The sequence below is a fragment of the Stenotrophomonas sp. YJH_SMC_135 genome (genome assembly GCF_059372355.1).
Map to the genome: position 1 here is coordinate 41,933 of NZ_JCAFVN010000008.1, position 15,896 is coordinate 57,828.

Genomic DNA, 15,896 nt, shown 5'->3' on the forward strand with positions numbered 1-15,896 from the left:
GTTACTATGTAACATTATGGACCACATTCCCACGACACCTGCAAGGGCCTTGGCCCAGCCGCCAGCTTCGGCACGCTGGCACCCCCGCTTCGATCTAGCCGGGGCCTGGCTGTCCCTGGCCTGCGCCGCCCATTGCATCGCCCTGCCCCTGCTGTTGGCCTTCGTGCCGGCAGCGATGATGGCGCTGCGCTCGTTCCAGCACCCCGGCCATGGCGCGATGACGGCGCTGCTGATGATGTCGCGCTGGGAATGGGTGTTTGCGCTGCTGGCCTCGTCGCTGGCCTTGGCGAGCACCTTGGCCGGGGTTCACCGGCATGGGCGCTGGCGACCTGCAAGGCTGGCCTGCGTCGGCGCCCTCCTGCTGTTGCCGGCCTCGCTATACCTGCCGCTGAAGGAATCACTGCTCTGGCATGGCGTGGCGACAGCTGGTGGTGGCGTGCTGCTGGCATGCGCGCACATCGGCAACCGGCGCGCGCTGCACAACCGCCGGTAGTGCCGGCCGCTGGCCGGCAGCTGCGGGATCCCGGCAGCCGGCCAGCGGCCGGCTCTACCCCCTCCATGCATGGGCCACGCATCAGGTGATACACAGCTGGTAGTGCCGGCCGCTGGCCGGCAGCCCCAGAGACCCGGCAGCCGGCCAGCGGCCGGCGCTACCCCTCCATGCATGGGCCATGCATCAGGGGATACGCAGCTGGTAGTGCCGGCCGCTGGCCGGCAGCCCAGAGACCCGGCAGCCGGCCAGCGGCCGGCTCTACCCTCCATGCATGGGCAACGCAACAGGTGACGCGCATTTGGTAGTGCCGGCCGCTGGCCGGCAGCCCCAGAGACCCGGCAGCCGGCCAGCGGCCGGCTCTACCCCGCCTTATTCGTCAAACGGACGCTGGCCGAGCGTCTGCGTCACGTGGTCGACGAAACAGGTGATGCGCGCGGCCAGCGCCGTGTTGCGGTAGTACACCGCGTTGATCGGCTGGCGCACCTCCTGCGTCTGCTTGGCGAACAACTGCACCAGGCGGCCGTCACGCCGGTCCTGGCGGGTCAGGAAGTCGGACAGGCAGGCGATGCCCAGCCCGGTCACCGCCATCTGCCGCAGTGTCTCGCCACTGGATGAAGCAATCGCCGGCTCGATCACGAAAGGCCCACCATCGGCATCCTGCAGCGGCCATTCGTTCAACGAACTGGGCTGGGTGAAGCCAAGCAGGTCGTGCTCGCGCAGCTGCTCCACCCGCGTGGGCGTGCCATGCCGGCGCAGGTACTCGGGGCTGGCCACCACGCGGATGCGGCTGTGGCCGATCGGCCGCGCATGCAGGGTGGAATCGCGCAGCACGCCAATGCGGAATGCTACGTCGGTGCGCTTCTCGATCAGGTCGGTGATGCCTTCATTGGAATTCAGCTCCAGCTCCACCTGCGGGTAGCGCTCACGGAACCCCTCAAGCAGCGGCACGATCACGTGCAGCATGAATGGCGTGGCCGCATCCACGCGCAGGCGCCCGACCGGCTGCAGCCGCCGCGCGGCCATCTGTTCCTCGGCCTCGTCCACCGTGGCCAGGATCGTGCGCGCGTACTCCAGGAACGCCGCGCCTTCCTCGGTCAGTTCCAGCCGCCGCGTGGTCCGCCGCAGCAGCGTGGTCTGCAGCTTGTCCTCCAGCCGCGCCAGGGTGCGGCTGGTGGCCGAGATGGTCAGCTCCAGCTCCTCGGCCGCTGCCGTGATCGAACCACTGTCGACCACGGCCACGAAGGCCTTCAGCTCATCCAGGGTGGTTTTCATTTTTTACCTCGGCGCAAAAGCGTTTCCCGTATACACGGCTTAATCAACAAATGTAAAGCGCCCACACTTCGCCCTGTCCCGAGCCCACCGGCTCTCAACGAAGTCCCTGGAGTCCATCATGAGCGTTCCTTCCTTTGGCGTCGGCACCTTCCGCCTGACCGGCCAGACCGTCATCGATTCGGTGCGCAACGCCCTCGACGTCGGCTACCGTGCGGTCGATACCGCGCAGATCTACGGCAACGAAGCCGAGGTCGGCCAGGCCATCGCCGAATCCGGCGTCCCGCGCGACGAGCTGTTCCTGACCACCAAGATCTGGGTGGACAACTACGCCGCCGACAAGCTGATCCCGAGCCTGCGCGACAGCCTGGCCAAGCTGCGCACCGGGTACGTCGACCTGCTGCTGATCCACTGGCCGGCGCCGGGCAATGGCGTTGAACTGCGCGAGTACATGACCGCTCTGGCCGAAGCGAAGACGCTGGGCCTGACCCGCCAGATCGGTGTGTCCAACTTCAACATCGAGCTGACCCGGCAGGCCATCGAGGTGGTCGGCGCCGGCGAGATCGCCACCAACCAGATCGAACTGAGCCCCTACCTGCAGAACCCGGCACTGACTGCCTTCCTGCAGGAACAAGGCATCACCGTCACCTCCTACATGACCCTGGCCTACGGCAAGGTGCTGAAGGACCCGGTGCTGGCCGCCATCGCCGACAAGCACCAGGCCACCGTCGCCCAGGTCGCGCTGGCGTGGGCGCTGCAACTGGGTTACTCGGTCATCCCGTCCTCGACCAAGCGCGAGAACCTGGCCAGCAATCTGCTTGCCCAGGACCTGCACCTGGATGCCGATGACATGGCCGCGATCGCCGCGCTTGACCGCAACGGCCGCGAAGTGGATCCGCCGGGCCTGGCCCCGGCCTGGGACTGAGGAGCCTCGCCATGGGCAGTGCGTTGACGCGGCTGCAGGCCGGTGGTTTCAGCATCGGCATCGAAGCACCGCTGGACAATGACTGGACGCCGCTGGGCGAACAGGCACGACACGCCGCGCGACGCCTGCCCGGCGAACCGGACCTGCAGCGCCATGCGGAGCTGGCACGGTTGGCCGACCGCCTTGGCTTCCGTGCGCTGTGGGTACGCGACGTGCCGGTGTACGACCCGGCCTTCGGCGATGCCGCACAGGTGTTCGAGGTGTTCAGTTACCTCGGCTACCTGGCCGGCATCACCGAGCACATCCTGCTGGGTACCGGCGCGGTGGTGCTGCCGATCCGCGAGCCGTTGCTGACCCTGAAGTCGGCACGCAGCGTGCAGCGGCTGAGCGGTGACCGCCTGCTGCTGGGCGTGGCCAGTGGCGACCGCCCGGTGGAGTACCCGCTGTTCGGCCGCGACTTCGACAGCCGTGGCAGCCGCTTCCGCGAGCACATCGCACTGCTGCGCGAAGGCGCCGCCGCGCACCTGCCGCAGGGCCTGGACGTGCTGCCCGCGGATGGCCCGGCCCTGCCGCTGTTCGTGGCCGGCCTGGCCCAGCAGCAACCGGCGTGGATCGGCCAGCACATGGATGGCTGCCTGGCCTACCCGGGCACGCCGCAGGACCATGTACAACGCGTGGCGGCCTGGCGCGCCGTGGCCGGCAACAAGCCCTATGCCAGCTTCATCCACCTGGACCTGGTGGCCGATGCCGATGCTCCTCTGCAGCGCTGGCGCTTCGGCCTGCGCGGCGGCCGCAACGCCCTGCTGGCCGAGCTGCACGCCATGCAGGCGGCCGGTGTCGACCACATCGGTCTGCAGTTCCGCCGCAACGAACGGCCGTTGGCCGAAACCTTCCACGAAATCGCCGAGTACGTGCTGCCGCACTTCCCGGCCCATGCCGGCGCCACCGCGACGGCCTGACAGTTACCGGAGCTTTGCCATGAAGATGAAGACCCTGGCCGCGCTTGCGCTGGCCACCCTGCCGCTGTCCTTCCAGGCCACCGCCGAGGAGTGGTATCCCTCTACCTACGGCGCCAACGACGAGATCGGCGCGGCCAACCTGCTCACCGCTGACGTGGTCAAGCACGCGGTCTCGCTGGTCAGGACCGGCAAGACCTATCCGCTGGCGGTGCCGGTGGACAAGAACCTGCCCGCGTTCCGCCACCGCAGCTTCCGCCTGTACAACGTGCAGGTCGGCCAGCAGGCTGGCAAGTCGCTGGGCCCCAACAAGTTCACCTTCAACGATGAACTGGTGAACGCCTGGACCGGCGTTGGCACCCAGCTCAACGGCATCGGCCATATCGGCATCGACAACGTCTACTACAACGGCAACAAGGCCGCCGACTTCGTCACCGTGGACGGGGTGCGCAAGCTCGGCGTCGAGAAGGTGCCGCCGATGGTCACCCGTGGCGTCGTGCTGGACATGACCGCGTACTACGGCAAGGCGATCGTGCCCGGCGGCACCGAGTTCACCGTGGCCGACATCCAGGCCGTGCTGAAGAAGCAGGGGCTGCGCCTGCGCAAGGGCGACGTGGTGCTGTTCAACACCGGCTGGCTGGAACTGATCGGCAAGGACGACAAACAGTTCCTGGAAGTGGAACCGGGTATCGGCATGGAGGCGGCGAAGTGGCTGGCCGACCAGGGCATCGTCGCCTTCGGTGGCGACACCTGGGCCTCGGAGGTCTACCCGAACCCGAACGGTGCCGAGGAGTTCCCGATCAACCAGTACATGCTGGCCAAGCGTGGCATCTACAACCTGGAGCTGATCGACAGCCGTGCCCTGGTGCGCGACAAGGCCTGGGAATTCCTGTTCGTACTCGGCCAGCCGCTGTACGTCGGTTCGACCCAGGTCAACATCAACCCGGTGGCAATCCGATGAACACCGCCGCTGACCTTCCCGTGTTCGCCGGCCGCCGCTTCCGCGTCAGCTATGACGGCCTGGCCGCCGACAATGTCTACAGCGCCGATGGCCGCCACGTGCAGTACGCCATCGTCTCCGGCGCCTATGCCGGTGCGCGGGGCGAAGCCGCCTGTGAGTGGCAGCGGATCAGCGACGGGGTCTATGCCATTTCGTGGCAGGAAGCCGATGGCGCTACGGTCGTGCATGTCGATGACTTCGCGGGCGGGCATTCGCTGGCCTGGTTCACCGCCACCGATGGCAGTTTCCATCGCATGCAGGGGCCGCTGCACGCGCTGTGATGCGGGCCAGCGGCCGGCGGACGAAACATTACAGATCGGTAATGCAGGGGTCAGGGCAGCGAAAGGCGCTGCCCTCCACCCTGTGGGCCATGTCTTCCACAGGTGTCCCACGCATGGCCCGTCCCCTGCTCCGCTCCACCGCCCTTGTTGTCCTCGTTTCCGGCCTCGCGGTTGCGCCGCTGGCCCTGGCCCATCCCAGCCTGGTGCGCTCGACGCCGGCCGCCGACGCGACCGTGGCGCCGGCCAGCCAGATCGAGCTGCAGTTCAGCGAGAAGGTGATGCCGCGTGCCACCCGCATCGAACTGAGCATGGACCATGGCCGCATGAAGATGGCCATGCCCACCACTGCGCAGGAGCTCTCCGAAGATGGCCACACCCTGCGGGCACGCTTCGCCAAGCCCTTGCCGGCAGGCAGCTACGCACTGCAGTGGCGCGCGGTGGGCCAGGACAGCCACCCGATCACTGGCACGTACCGTTTCACCGTGAAGTAAGGCTGCCGTCGTGGCCGAGCTCTCGCCGTATGCGCTGCGGCTGGCGCTGTACCTGGTGCTGATGCTGCTGTTCGGGCGGATGCTGTTCGTCCGTCCGGGGCTGCCGCGCGGCGTCTCGCTGGCGCTCGCCCTGATCGCGGTGGCCGTGGTGGTCACCGATGCCATCACCCGCTTGACCGGTGTGCTCGGCATCGCGCCGGCCGACATCGACCCTGCAACGGCGCACTGGTTCCTCACCGGTACGCCGGTGGGTAAAGCCGGCCTGCTGCGTACCGTGGCGGTGCTGGCGATGCTGCCCCTGCTGGCATTCGCCACGCCGCTGCAGGGCCTGCGCCGCGTGGCCCTGCTCGCTTTGTCTGCCACGGCGTTGGCCAGCCTGTCCTGGAACGGCCACGCCGCCGCCGGCGATGGATTCGGTGGCACGATGCGGCTGGTGGCCGGCATCGTGCACCTGCTGGCCGCCGGTGCCTGGGTCGGCGCGATCGCCGCCATCCTGCAGTTGGCGCTGCGTCCACAGGGCCTGCGCCTGCGCGAGCGCACCTACGAGTTGTGGCGGGCCGCGCACAGCTTCGCCCTGCCGGGCACGGTCATCGTCGCCCTGCTGGCAATGACCGGCACCTATACCTATGTCGATCTCGGCGGTTCCGTGCAGACCCTGACCGGTACCGCGCATGGGCGCTGGCTGCTGCTCAAGCTGGCCCTGGTGGTCGGCATGCTGGGGTTGGCGGCGCTGCATCGCTGGCGATTGGTGCCGGCCTTGGCCACCTCCATCCGCGACGGCTGGCAACCGCGGCCGCTGCGTTCCCTGCGCCACAGCCTGGCCTGCGAGTCGGTGCTGGCCGTGCTGGTGCTGGCCTGCGTGGCGGTGCTTGGTACGCTGGACCCGTTGGCGTGAGCCTGCGCAGCCAGCCCACGTGCAAGCTGCGATGATGGGCGCATCATGAAACTGCTGATCGTCGAAGACGAACCCAAGACCGGCAACTACCTGCGCCAGGGCCTGATCGAGGCCGGCTACGTGGTCGATCTCGCCTGCAACGGCGTCGACGGGCTGCACCTGGCCGGCAGCGGCGAGTACCAACTGATCATTCTCGATGTGATGCTGCCCGGCCTGGATGGCTGGAACGTGCTGTCGCGGTTGCGCGCCGGAGGGTGGCAGACACCGGTGCTGTTCCTGACCGCGCGCAGCAGCATCGCCGACCGCGTGCAGGGCCTGGAACTGGGCGCCGATGACTACCTGGCCAAGCCGTTCGCCTTCGCCGAGCTGCTGGCGCGGGTACGCACCCTGCTGCGTCGCGGCCAGGTACAGCCGCAGGCCGAGCGCATCATCATCGCCGACCTGGTGGTGGATACCCTGCGCCGCCGGGTCGAACGCGGCGGCCAGCGCATCGCCCTCAGCCAGAAGGAATACACCCTGCTGGAGCTGCTGGCGCGTCGCCAGGGCGAAGTGCTGCCACGCTCGCTGATCGCCTCGCAGGTGTGGGACATGAACTTCGACAGCGACACCAACGTGATCGACGTGGCGATCCGCCGCCTGCGCGCGAAGATCGACGATGACTTCGATGCCAAGCTGATCGTCACCGTGCGCGGCATGGGCTATGTGCTGGAGGCGCCGGACGACGGTGCCGTGCACAGCGGATGAGCCTGCGTCGTTCCATCGCGGTACGGCTGACACTGCTGTTCGCCATCGTGGCCACGCTGGTGCTGGCCGCATTGGGCGTGGCGATCTATGTCAGCGCCCGCCATGATCTTGTTGCCCAGGACTTCATCGAACTGGAAAACAAGGTCGCGTTGATCCGCGACCTCGCTGACAATGGGCCTGCCGCCGCGCGCGGACCGCGGTTGGCAGAGGCGCTCGGCCATCATCCGGATATCGCCTTCCACATTGTTGATGGGAGCGGAACCGTACTGTTCTCCACTGCGCCGGCACTGCTGCGCGAGCATGCACGCAGCCAGCCCATCGACGCCGCGCCACGGCGGCACGACTGGATCCTCACCGATGGTCGCTGCATGCATGCCCTGCACCTGCGCCAGACGCTGGCCGACGGCAGCCAGCTGGTGACCCTGCTGGCCATTGATGACAACCGTCACGCCGACTTCCTGGAGCGCTTCCGCCATCTGCTGGCGATCGCGATCATCGGCGCCGCCGTGACCAGCAGCCTGCTCGGTGGCTACGTGGTGCGGCGCACGCTGCGGCCGCTGCGTACGTTGGCCGATGAAGCCCGGCAGATCACCGCCGGGCGCCTGCAGCGGCGCCTGAGCGCGCGCAGTGCACCGGCCGAACTGGAGCAGCTGGCGCAGACCCTCAACGGCATGCTGGCACGCCTGCAGCAGGACTTCGCGCGGCTGACCGGGTTCTCCGGTGATCTCGCCCACGAGCTGCGCACCCCGATCACCAACATGCTCACCCAGGTTCAGGTGGTGCTGGCGCACCCGCGCAGCAACGAGGCCTACCGCGAGACGCTGGCGTCCTGCGCCGAGGAACTGCAGCAGCTGGCACAGACCGTGGGTGACCTGCTGTACCTGGCGCAGGCCGAGGCGCCGGGTGCGCTGCCTTCGCGCGAGCCGGTGGCGCTGCATGGGGTGGTGGATTCACTGTTGGAGTTCTACGAGCTGTTGGCTGAGGACCGGCAGTTGACCCTGCATCGCGAAGGCGTGGCGAGCGTGGAAGGCAACCGCTTGATGCTGCACCGGGCGATCGCCAACCTGCTGTCGAACGCGTTGAAGCACGCCACTGCCAGCAGCGAGGTGCGGGTACGGCTGGCCGAGGCCGATGGCGTGTGCAGGGTCAGCGTGCACAACGTCGGCACGCCGATTTCCGCCGAAGCGCTGCCGCGCCTGTTCGATCGTTTCTACCGCGGCGAGCGTGGCCGCCACGAAGGTGCGGGGCTGGGGCTGGCGATCACCCGCGCGATTGCACAGGCGCATGGCGGCAGCGTGAGTGTTGCGTCCGATGACACCGGCACCGTGTTCGAGTTGGTGCTGCCGAGCGCCGCAGCCCGGTAGTGCCGGCCGCCGGCCGCCCCCCCGGGGTACATCAAGCGCATTGCGGTTGCCGGCCAGCGGTCAGCACTACCCCCTGGGGTCGGACAGCTTCGCGTGCCGCTCCGGTAGTGCCGGCCGCTGGCCGGCCCCCCCGGTCTGCTCGAACACCCCGGCCACCCAGTCGATGAACACCCGCAGGCGTGGCGACGGCGTGCGGTTGCGCGGGTAGACCAGGCTCAACGGGCTTGGGGTCGGCGGCGCGTCCGGCAACAGCTCCACCAGCTGCCCGCGCGCGATATACGGGTCCATCCGGTAGCGCGGAGCCTGGATGATGCCCAGGCCCGCCAGCGCGGCGCCGAGGAACGCATCCGCACCGGACACACGCACCCGCACCGGCAGCGGCACGTAGAGCACCTGCCCGCCCTGCTGAAACTCCAGCGGAATCAGCTGGCCGGTGGCGCTGGAGCGATAGCCCACCATTTCATGGCCGCCCAGTAGGGACTCGATGCTGCCTGGCACGCCCTTGGCCTGCAGGTAGCCCGGCGCGGCCACCGTGACCTCGCGCAGCATCGCCAACCGGCGCGCCGCCAGATCGCTGTCGGCCAGCGTCCCCACCCGCAGCGCCGCATCCACGCCTTCGCGCAGCAGATCGACATAGCGGTCGCCTTCGCTGACCTCCAGTTCGATCTCCGGGTAGCGCTGCAGGAACCCCGGCAGGTGGGGAAACAGCAGGTGCCGGCCCAGCGTGCCATGCACCTCAATGCGCAAGGGGCCGCGCGGCGGCGCGTCACGGAAGGCGGCCTCCGCGTCGTCCATGTCGGCGATCAGGCGCAGGCAACGACCATAGAAGGCCTCGCCTTCCAGCGTCGGCACCACCAGCCGCGTGGTCCGGTGCAGCAGGCGCACGCCCAGCCGCTGTTCCAGCGCCTTGATCGCGTCGGTCACCGTGGCCCGCGGCAGGCCCAGGTCCTCGGAGGCCCGGGTGAAGCTGCGGCGCTCGACGATACGGACGAAGGCGCGCATGGCCGTGAAGCGGTCCATTGTTCGGCTATCCGGATGATGTTGGCGGATTATGCAGGATTATCCGAAAGCGCGATTTCGCGAAGATGGCGCTGCGCCACTTCGGCGTGTCCCCGTGGAAGCCACCATGACCCTCTCCCCCGCCCGCTCTGTCGCCCTGGTCACCGGCGGATCCCGTGGCATCGGTGCCGCCATCTCGCGTCGGCTCGCCGCCGATGGCCACGCGGTCGCGATCAACTATGCGGGCCGCCGCGACGACGCCGAAGCCTTGGCGGCCGAACTCAACGCCGCCGGCGCGCAGGCCACCGCGCTGCAGGCCGATGTGTCCGATCCGCAGGCGGTGCGCCAGCTGTTCGACGCCATCGAAGCCCGTTTCGGCGGCATCGACGTGGTGGTCAACAGCGCCGGGGTGCTGCAGCTGGCACCACTGGCCGATACCGACGACGCCCTGTTCGAGCGGGTGATCGGCATCAACCTCAGGGGCGCCTTCAACGTGCTGCGCGAAAGCGCGCGACGGGTGCGCGACGGTGGCCGGCTGATCACCCTGTCCACCAGCGTGGTCGGCATCCGGCTGGAGAACTACAGCGTGTATGCGGCCAGCAAGGCGGCGGTGGAGACGATGGGCGCGATCCTCAGCAAGGAGCTGCGCGGGCGCAACATCACCGTGAACGCCGTGGCGCCCGGACCGACCGCCACCGATCTGTTCCTGGATGGAAAATCGCCCGAGCTGATCGAGCGGTTGGCGAAGATGAACCCCCTGGAGCGGCTGGGTACGCCGGAGGACATCGCCGGCGCGGTGGGGTTCCTGGCAGGTGCCGATGGCGGATGGATCAACGGCCAGGTGCTGCGCGCCAACGGCGGAATGGTGTAGGCCGCGGCCATCGCACACCGGTAGTCGCCCACCTTGGTGGGCGCTTCGCCGTCTGCCAACCAAGGTTGGCCTCTACCGGGCGGAGAGCCGGATATCGCCGTCAGCCCGTGCGGGCCTCGCGGCGGTGATGCACCCAGTAGTACAGCGTGGGCAGTACCAGCAGGGTCAGCAGCATCGCCGACAGCAGGCCACCGATCACCACCACCGCCAGCGGCTTCTGGGTCTCGGCGCCAATGGCATGCGAGGTCGCCATCGGCAGCAGGCCGAACATCGCCAGCAGTGCGGTCATCAGCACCGTGCGCAGGCGTTGCAGCGAGCCCTGCACCACCGACTGCAGCAGGTCCATGCCCTGCTCGCGCAACTGGGCGAAGCGGCTGAGCATCACCACGCCGTTCAGCACCGCTTGCCCGAACAATGCAATGAAGCCGATTGCCGCCGACACCGACAGCGGAATGCCGGTCAGCCACAGGGCCAGGATGCCGCCGATCATCGCCAGTGGCACGTTGGCCAGGATCAGCGCGGCGCTGCTGATGTCCTTGAAGGCATCGAACAGCAGCACGAAGATGATCAGCACCGACAGCGGAATCACCCAGCCCAGCCGCTTCATCGCACGCTGCTGGTTCTCGAACTCGCCGGACCACTCCAGCCGATAGCCTTCCGGCAGCTGTACGCTGGCATCCACGCGCTTGCGCATGTCAGCCACCACGCTGCCCATGTCGCGGCCGGCGATGAAGATGCTCACCGCCTTCACCCGCTGTGCGTTCTCGCGCGAGATGTTGATCGCGCCGCTGGCCATGCGGAAGTCGGCCACGTCGGACAGCGTCACCGTGTGGCCATCGCCGATGCCAACCGGCACCGTACGCAGCCGCTGCAGGTCACGATCGGCATCGTCCAGGCGCAGGGTGATGGGGAACCTGCGGTCACCCTCCCACAGCTCGCCGACCTGGCGCCCGCCCAGTGCGGTCTCGATCACTTCGTCGACGTCGCGTACGTTCAGGCCATAGCGCGCGGCGCGGTCGCGGTCGATCTCGATCTGCAGCTGCGGCAATGACCCGTCGCGGTCGATGAAGGCGCTCTCCACGCCCTCCACGCCGCGTACCTGGCCCAGGATCGCCTGTGCCTGCTGGTTCAATACGTCCAGATCCGAGCCGCTGACCTTGATCACCACCTGGCCCTTGATCTGCGAGATGCTCTCCAGGATGTTGTCGCGCACCGGCTGCGAAATCGAGAACTCGGGCCCCGGAATGCGCTGCTCCAGCGTGCGCTGCAGGTCGCTCACCAGCTGTCGCTTGCCCACGCCCTTCGGCCATTCCTTCTCCGGCTTCAACGCCACCAGCGCCTCGATCTGGTTGGCGCCCTTGGCATCGGAGCCGTCTTCCGGGCGTCCCAGCTTGGCCACCACCGTCGATACCTGCGGGAACGTGCCGACCAGCTCACGGATGCGCCGCGACTGCTGCTGCGCTTCGCCCAGGCTGGTGCTCGGGTCGAGCGTGGCCGTCAGCCAGATCGATCCTTCGTCCAGCTCGGGCAGGAACTCCGAACCCAGCCGCGTGCCCAATGCCAGCGTGCCGACCAGCAGCGCAACCGCGGTCAGCACTACCGCACGCGGGCGGGCCAGTGCGCGCTCCAGGACCGGCCGGTACCAGCCGGTCAGGCGGTCCATCAGCGGATTGCCGTCGCGCATGCGGTCGCGCCGCAGCCACCAGTAGCAGAACAACGGCACCACGGTCAGCGCCAGGATCAGCGCGCCGATCAGTGCCGAGGTCACCGAGTACGCCATCGGCGCGAACATGCGGCCTTCCTGGCGCTGCAGGGTGAAGATCGGGATATGCGCGGCGATGATGATCAGCATCGAGAAGAACGTCGGCCGGCCCACTTCCGACGCTGCCGAAAGAATGGTCGAGAACCGTGTCTTACGATCGGCCGCAGGTGGCAGCTTCGACAATCGCGAGACGATGTGCTCGGTCACGATCACCGCGCCATCGATGATGATGCCGAAGTCCATCGCACCCAACGACAGCAGGTTGGCCGGCACGCCCCACAGATGCAGGCCAAGGAAGGTCGACAGCAGCGCAAGCGGCATCATCGCCGCCACGATCAGCGCGGCACGGGCGTTGTACAGGAACAGCCACAGCACCAGGAACACCAGCACCGCGCCTTCCAGCAGGTTGCTGAAGACGGTTTTCAGCGTGGTCGAGACCAGCCACGAGCGGTCGTAGAACGGCTCGATGCTGACCCCGGCCGGCAGCTGGTTCGCTTCGATCTCGGCGATGCGCGCATGCAGGGCGTCGAGCACGTCGGACGGGTTCTCGCCCTTGCGCATCAGCACCATGCCGAACACCGCATCGTCGTTGTCATCCTGGCCGACCAGGCCCTGCCGGGGCAGGCCGGTATCGGCGATGCCGGCCAGGTCGCGCACCAGGATCGGCGTGCCACTGCGCTGCGCCACGACCACGTTGCCGATGTCGGCCGGCGAACGCATCAGTCCGACGCCGCGGATCAGGAACTGCTGCTGGCCACGTTCCACGTAGCCGCCGCCCGCGTTCGAGCTGCCCTTCTCCAGCGCCTCGGCGAACTCACCCAGGCTGATGCCGCGGTCACGCAGCTTGTCCAGGTCCGGCTTGACCTGGAACGTACGCGCGAAGCCACCGAAACTGATCACATCGGCTACGCCCGGCACGGTGCGCAGGCTGCGCTCCATCGTCCATTCCTGCACGGTGCGCAGCTGGGTCGGCGTCAGGTGCGGGCCTTTCAGCACGTACCGGTAGATTTCGCCCACCGCCGAGCTCATCGCCTCCAGCTCCGGCGTCACCCCTTCGGGCAGCTCCACGCCCTGCAGGCGTTCCAGCACCTGCTGCCGCGCGAAGTAATCATCGGCCTTGTCGTCGAAGGTCAGGATGATCATCGACAGGCCGAACTGCGTATGCGAGAACACCCGCACCGAATGCGGGATGCCGGACAGTGCCACTTCCAGCGGCATCGTCACCTCGCGCTCCACCTCTTCGGCGGCCCGGCCCGGGTGCAGCGATACCACCGTCACCTGGGTGTCGGACACATCCGGAAAGGCTTCCACCGGCAGCACGCGGAACGCGGCAATGCCAGCGCCGATGAACAGCAGCAGCGCCAGCATCACCATCAGCGGCTGGCGCAGGCAATAGGCAATCAGGCGATCGATCATGGCGCGGCATGCCCCGTCCCGGTGCTGGCGGCTGCGGGCGCACTGTCGACCAGCTGCTGCAGCAACAGGCCCCCTTCGACCACCACCCTGGCGCCCTGGGCCAGGCCCTCGCGCACCCACAGGCGGCCATCGCCCAGTTCCTCGGCACGCACGGCGCGGCGCGCGAAGCGGCCCTTGGCCTCCTCCACGAACACCACCTGCTTGCCGTCGATGAGCAGTACCGCAGCATCGGGCAGCGAGACACCCCGCCCGGCCGGCACTGCCACCTGCGCACGCACGTACTGGCCCGCCTTGAAACCGCGCGCACGGTTGTCCAGCTCGGCGCGCGCCTGCACCACGCGGCGTTCGCTGTCGACGAAGTCATCCACGTGCTGCAGGGTCGCCTGCAGCAGTTGGCCAGCGGCACCGGGTACGCTCACCTGCATGCCCGCCTTCATGCGTCCGGCCAGGCTCTCGGGAACATCCAGCAGCAACCACAGGCGGTCCGGATCACCAATCACCGCCAACGGCTGTTCGCTGTCCGGGCTGACCGCCATGCCCGGGCTCATCCGTCGCTCCACCAGCACGCCATCGATCGGCGCGCGCAGCGGCAGGCGCTGGTCGACGCGCTGGCCATTGCCATATGCCTTGGCGAAGGCGGTTGCACGCGCATGATCGGCCTGGCTGCCGGCGAAGCTGGCCTCGGCCTCGTCCAGTTCGCGGCCCGACGCCACACCCGCCGCATGCAGCTCGCGGGTGCGCTCCAGCTCCTTGCGCGCCTGCTGCAGCTCGGCGCGGCCACGCACGCCCTCCGCCTGGGCCTGGCCGAACTCGGGCGAGGTGATCCAGGCAATCACCTGGCCGGCCTTCACTTTCTGGCCCGGCTGCGCCTCGATGCGCGCCACCTGCCCCGGCAACGGCGTGCGCAGTGCACTGGAACGGGTCTCGTCCCAGACCACCCGGCCCGGCAGCTGCAGGCTGGCGCTGGCGCCGGCGGTCACCGCCTCGCTGCGCAGCACGTCCAGCTGGCGGCTGCCGGCAGGAAACTGGATCTGGCCGGCACTGATCTGCGGCGCATCCTCGGTGTAGGACGCCGGCTCACGGCCGCAGCCGCCCAGCAAGGCCAGCGCCAGCAAGGCCGGCAGCAAGCCGTGTCGCGCCCGCGGGCGATGGGCGACGGGGGACTTCATCGGGACTCTCCTTCAGCAACGGATGTGGCCGCTTCCCAGCGCGCCAGGGCAATGGCATGGTCGGCGCGCGCATCGATCAGCGCGGCCTCGAAGTCGCGCCAACTGCGGCGCGCATCCAGCAGATCGGTCAGGCTGGCGGCGCCGCGCCGGTACGCCAGTTCGATGCCCTGCACCGCCTTGCGTGCGGCGTCGGACTGCAGTCCCTCATAGTCGCTGCGGCGCTGTGCGGCGGACTGCGCGCTGGCCTGCAGCTGGTCCAGCTCGGCGCGTGCTTCGCGCTGCAGTACCTGCAGCTCCAGCGCGGCGCTGTCACGGTCGGCCTCGGCACGCTGGATCGCGCCGCGTGCACGTGACGGGCCGCCGAGCGGAATGGTCAATGACACGCCCCAGGTGACACCGCTGATGTCGGTCGGCTCGCGCTCGGCCTCCACACCCAGCTGGATGTCGCGCTGGCGCTCGCTGCGCGCCAGCGCCACACCGGCGTCGGCCGCGGCCAGGCGCGAACGTGCCGCGCGCAGATCGGCACGCTGCTGCGGGTCGAACGCACCCGTATCCACCCTGCCCGCGGGGTCTGGCCACGGATCATCGGCGCTGAGGTCATGGCTGTCGTCGCGGCCGAGCAGCAGCCCCAGCGCATGCCGTGCATCGCGCAGATCCAGGGCCGCCTCGCGCGCCGCGTCGGCTACGGCGAGATCGTCCACCGCCAGCCGCGCGCGATCCACCGGTGCCATCGCCCCTGTCGCGACCTGCTTGTCCGCCGCCGCCATCTGCTCGGCCGAAGTCTGCCGGTTGGCGTCGGCAATCTGCGCCCGCTCCTGCGCGCCCTTCAGGCCGAAATAGGCTTCATGCAGTGCCACCTGCTGCCGGCGCCGGGTATCGAGCATGTCCAGCCCGGCCACTTCCAGCAGCGCGTCCGCCTGGCGGATGCGCAATGCGCGCTTGCCGCCGCGCTCCCAGGTCCAGCCCAGGCCCAGCGTGCTGTCCACCCGCTTGTCCTGCCAGCGCCCCGGGCCGATGCCGTGCTTCGGGCTGATCTTGCTGCTGCCGATCGACAGCTCGGCAGCTGGCCGCAACGCAGCGGTCAGCGCATCGCCCTGCACCCCACGCAGTTCCAATGCCGCCGCGCGCAGGTCCGGGTTGTGTGCTTCCATTGCGCGCTGCGCTTCCTGCAGGGACAGCGCCGAAGCCGCAGGCGCGCACAGAAGCGTGGCCAGCACGGCCGCAAGACGAGAGGAGAAATTCATGCACGTCACGGTAAGGT

The 15,896-nt window shown here is 68.6% G+C and carries 15 protein-coding genes; 10 read left to right on the forward strand and 5 right to left on the reverse strand.

The window, feature by feature from the left end; all coding sequences use genetic code 11:
• Nucleotides 1-16: 16 nt before the first annotated feature.
• Entirely contained in the window at nucleotides 17-493 is a 477-nt protein-coding gene (locus tag AC5P98_RS19875) for a MerC domain-containing protein (protein WP_049407919.1), read from the forward strand.
• Nucleotides 494-862: 369 nt separating this feature from the next.
• Here AC5P98_RS19875 and AC5P98_RS19880 read toward each other — a convergent pair whose 3' ends face one another.
• Complete coding sequence (locus AC5P98_RS19880; RefSeq protein WP_046430882.1) at nucleotides 863-1,765, reverse strand: LysR family transcriptional regulator; 903 nt, start codon at nucleotides 1,763-1,765, stop codon at nucleotides 863-865.
• 118 nt (nucleotides 1,766-1,883) lie between these two features.
• On the opposite strand from AC5P98_RS19880, the gene dkgB reads away from it, so the two are divergent.
• The 8 genes from dkgB (at nucleotide 1,884) to AC5P98_RS19920 (ending at nucleotide 8,418) form a co-directional block, all read left to right on the forward strand.
• Nucleotides 1,884-2,687, forward strand: a complete 804-nt coding sequence (gene dkgB, locus AC5P98_RS19885; protein ID WP_049419559.1) for a 2,5-didehydrogluconate reductase DkgB — start codon at nucleotides 1,884-1,886, stop codon at nucleotides 2,685-2,687.
• A gap of 11 nt (nucleotides 2,688-2,698) precedes the next feature.
• Nucleotides 2,699-3,646, forward strand: coding sequence for a TIGR03571 family LLM class oxidoreductase (locus AC5P98_RS19890; protein ID WP_049406365.1), 948 nt, complete (start codon nucleotides 2,699-2,701; stop codon nucleotides 3,644-3,646).
• 19 nt (nucleotides 3,647-3,665) lie between these two features.
• Nucleotides 3,666-4,604: a cyclase family protein gene (locus AC5P98_RS19895; RefSeq protein WP_087786657.1), complete on the forward strand. Its 939-nt coding sequence runs from the start codon at nucleotides 3,666-3,668 to the stop codon at nucleotides 4,602-4,604.
• The gene (locus tag AC5P98_RS19900) at nucleotides 4,601-4,924 is read left to right on the forward strand and encodes a MoaF-related domain-containing protein (protein ID WP_032962628.1); all 324 of its coding nucleotides are present in this window, start codon (nucleotides 4,601-4,603) and stop codon (nucleotides 4,922-4,924) included. Before AC5P98_RS19895 ends, AC5P98_RS19900 begins: the two co-directional genes overlap by 4 nt.
• Nucleotides 4,925-5,037: 113 nt before the next feature.
• Nucleotides 5,038-5,415: a copper homeostasis periplasmic binding protein CopC gene (copC, locus tag AC5P98_RS19905; RefSeq protein ID WP_032962626.1), complete on the forward strand. Its 378-nt coding sequence runs from the start codon at nucleotides 5,038-5,040 to the stop codon at nucleotides 5,413-5,415.
• Between the two features lie 10 nt (nucleotides 5,416-5,425).
• Nucleotides 5,426-6,310, forward strand: coding sequence for a copper homeostasis membrane protein CopD (copD, locus tag AC5P98_RS19910; protein ID WP_049406369.1), 885 nt, complete (start codon nucleotides 5,426-5,428; stop codon nucleotides 6,308-6,310).
• A gap of 45 nt (nucleotides 6,311-6,355) precedes the next feature.
• Nucleotides 6,356-7,054: a heavy metal response regulator transcription factor gene (locus AC5P98_RS19915; protein ID WP_049406371.1), complete on the forward strand. Its 699-nt coding sequence runs from the start codon at nucleotides 6,356-6,358 to the stop codon at nucleotides 7,052-7,054.
• On the forward strand, nucleotides 7,051-8,418 hold the full coding sequence (locus AC5P98_RS19920) for a heavy metal sensor histidine kinase (RefSeq protein WP_049406373.1): 1,368 nt from the start codon (nucleotides 7,051-7,053) through the stop codon (nucleotides 8,416-8,418). The genes AC5P98_RS19915 and AC5P98_RS19920 overlap by 4 nt, the downstream gene beginning before the upstream one ends.
• A 66-nt stretch (nucleotides 8,419-8,484) precedes the next feature.
• Here the strand turns inward: AC5P98_RS19920 and AC5P98_RS19925 are convergent, their stop codons facing one another.
• Entirely contained in the window at nucleotides 8,485-9,438 is a 954-nt protein-coding gene (locus tag AC5P98_RS19925) for a LysR family transcriptional regulator (RefSeq protein ID WP_049406375.1), read from the reverse strand.
• Between the two features lie 106 nt (nucleotides 9,439-9,544).
• Between AC5P98_RS19925 and AC5P98_RS19930 the strand changes: the two genes are divergently transcribed.
• Nucleotides 9,545-10,288, forward strand: a complete 744-nt coding sequence (locus AC5P98_RS19930) for an SDR family oxidoreductase (protein ID WP_049406377.1) — start codon at nucleotides 9,545-9,547, stop codon at nucleotides 10,286-10,288.
• Nucleotides 10,289-10,388: 100 nt separating this feature from the next.
• Here the strand turns inward: AC5P98_RS19930 and AC5P98_RS19935 are convergent, their stop codons facing one another.
• The 3 genes from AC5P98_RS19935 to AC5P98_RS19945 are packed head-to-tail and all read right to left on the reverse strand — an operon-like array spanning nucleotide 10,389 to nucleotide 15,879.
• Entirely contained in the window at nucleotides 10,389-13,466 is a 3,078-nt protein-coding gene (locus tag AC5P98_RS19935) for an efflux RND transporter permease subunit (RefSeq protein ID WP_495230178.1), read from the reverse strand.
• A complete protein-coding gene (locus tag AC5P98_RS19940; protein WP_049419560.1) occupies nucleotides 13,463-14,635 on the reverse strand; it encodes an efflux RND transporter periplasmic adaptor subunit in 1,173 nt (390 codons plus the stop codon). Before AC5P98_RS19940 ends, AC5P98_RS19935 begins: the two co-directional genes overlap by 4 nt.
• Nucleotides 14,632-15,879: a TolC family protein gene (locus AC5P98_RS19945; RefSeq protein ID WP_049419561.1), complete on the reverse strand. Its 1,248-nt coding sequence runs from the start codon at nucleotides 15,877-15,879 to the stop codon at nucleotides 14,632-14,634. The genes AC5P98_RS19940 and AC5P98_RS19945 overlap by 4 nt, the downstream gene beginning before the upstream one ends.
• Between the last annotated feature and the right edge of the window lie 17 nt (nucleotides 15,880-15,896).